This is a genomic window from Streptomyces sp. NPDC004788, from assembly GCF_053601115.1.
Window position 1 is genome coordinate 1 of sequence record NZ_JBSGBF010000211.1, and the last position, 1832, is coordinate 1832.

Consider the following 1832-nt stretch of genomic DNA (forward strand, 5'->3'; position numbering starts at 1 on the left):
CTCTTGTGCTTCGCTTGTGTCTGGTGGTCAGAGGTGTGCTGTTCCGATGTGGCCCGGCCGGTGATCGCCGCCCGGGCCCCGGTCCCCCGACCGGCGCGCGCCGTCAGGTGTGACGGCGCAGCTTGCCCTTGCCCTCCTCCGCGGTGCCCTTCGTCTTCCTCTCCGTGTCGCCGACGGCTTGCTTGGCCTTGCCCTCCATCCGGTCGCCGGCGCCCTTCATGCGCAGATCGTCCTTGCCCGTCACCCGTCCGGCCTTCTGCTCGGCCTTGCCCATCTGTTCCTGGGCCTTGCCGCGGATCTTCTTGCCTCCAGCCACCCGAATCAGCTCCTTGGCCGTGTTCTCGCGAAGCCTCCCGGGAACGTCGGGGGGGGCGGACGCTCCCGGCTCGCCAGGCGGCTACCCGGCACTCCCCGCCGTAACCTCCGTAGGCTCCGTGCCCTCCCGTTTGCGAAACGGCCTTCGCGGCAAGCCGCGGCACATGATGCACGCGAGCGATCCGGTGCCCGGCACCCGGCGGGGCCGGCCCGCGCGAGGTGCGCCGTAGGCTGGTAGGGGGCGCTGGGGGGAAGGCGCCCCCGGAGTGAGGAGGCGCGTCATGACATCCGACGAGGAGCGCACATCCCACGACGAGGCCGGGCGGCGCGGCCCCGACACGTACGTCCTGAGGGTGAGCGGCAACATGGACCTGGACCACTCGGACGCATTGCGGTCCTCGTTCCTCACTGCGGTCGCGGAGGCGCCGCGCGGCACGGAAATAGTCTTCGACCTGCAGAATTCCTCGTTCTGCGACTCCACCGGTCTCAATGTCCTGCTGGCCGCGCGAGAGCTGGCGCTGGAATCGGGCCACGGGATCACGCTCGCCGCCCCCAGCCACCAGATGGTGCGACTGCTGGAGATCACGGGTTCGGTCGAGCTCTTCGACTTCGGCCCCGCCGTACCCACGTGAGGTGCCGTCCTGATCAACGGCTGGGCGGTCTCCCGGCCTGTAACCCGGACGCTCCTTCCCAAACTCCGTCACGTCCGGAGCCCACGTCCGGAGCCGGGGCGGCGGGGGTTTAGCGCCGCCGTCGTGGGCGAGACGCGGAGACGAGTACGCAGTCGGTACGCAAGCGCGTCATCGCCCAACCCGGAGGAGACGTCATGAGCAGCATGACGACCGGCCCGCAGCACACGGTCGAGCAGGAGGACGACATTCTGGAACAGCTGTTGGAGCAGCACGACCGGATCCGGCAGCTCTTCGCCGAGACCATGGAATCCGACGGTGAGGCGAAGAAGCAGTGCTTCGACGAACTGCGCGGGCTGCTCGCCGTGCACGAGACCGCCGAGGAAATGATCCTGCGGCCCGTGGCCAAGCGGGTCGCCGGCAGGTACGAGGCGGACGCCCGCAACGAGGAGGAGGCCCAGGCCAACAAGGAGCTGGCCGCGCTGGAGGACCTCGATGTGCACAGCGCCGAGTTCGACGCGAAGCTGACGAAGTTCCAGCGGGCCGTCGAGCACCACGCGCAGCACGAGGAGCGGGAGGAGTTCCCGCAGATCCGCGCGGCGTGCGACATCGACGAGCGCCGTTCGATGGGCCGCAGGCTCCGCGCCGCCGAGCGCATGGCCCCCACCCACCCGCACCCCGCGGCCGCCGGTTCGACGGTCGCCCAGTGGACGATGGGCCCCTTCGCCGCGCTCCTCGACCGCGCCAAGGACGCCATGCAGAGCTGAGCGCCCCCGCGGGGCCGGGGCAGCCCGGTCCGGCCGCGGCGGCCCAAGTCCGGGGGCCACCGATCCGCGGCGGCGGCCGGCACCGGCGCCCGCCCGGGTCGGGGCCTGTCCGGCTGATCGC

At 71.2% G+C, this 1832-nt stretch carries 3 protein-coding genes; 2 read left to right on the forward strand and 1 reads right to left on the reverse strand.

Annotated elements, in window-relative coordinates; translation table 11 throughout:
* Positions 1-103: 103 nt before the first annotated feature.
* Positions 104-316, reverse strand: coding sequence for a CsbD family protein (locus tag ACWEJX_RS37755; RefSeq protein WP_451611926.1), 213 nt, complete (start codon positions 314-316; stop codon positions 104-106).
* A gap of 280 nt (positions 317-596) precedes the next feature.
* Between ACWEJX_RS37755 and ACWEJX_RS37760 the strand changes: the two genes are divergently transcribed.
* Together ACWEJX_RS37760 and ACWEJX_RS37765 are read left to right on the forward strand one after the other, a co-directional pair.
* Positions 597-947, forward strand: coding sequence for an STAS domain-containing protein (locus ACWEJX_RS37760; RefSeq protein ID WP_451611927.1), 351 nt, complete (start codon positions 597-599; stop codon positions 945-947).
* Between the two features lie 194 nt (positions 948-1141).
* On the forward strand, positions 1142-1711 hold the full coding sequence (locus ACWEJX_RS37765; RefSeq protein ID WP_451611928.1) for a hemerythrin domain-containing protein: 570 nt from the start codon (positions 1142-1144) through the stop codon (positions 1709-1711).
* Positions 1712-1832 lie beyond the last annotated feature (121 nt).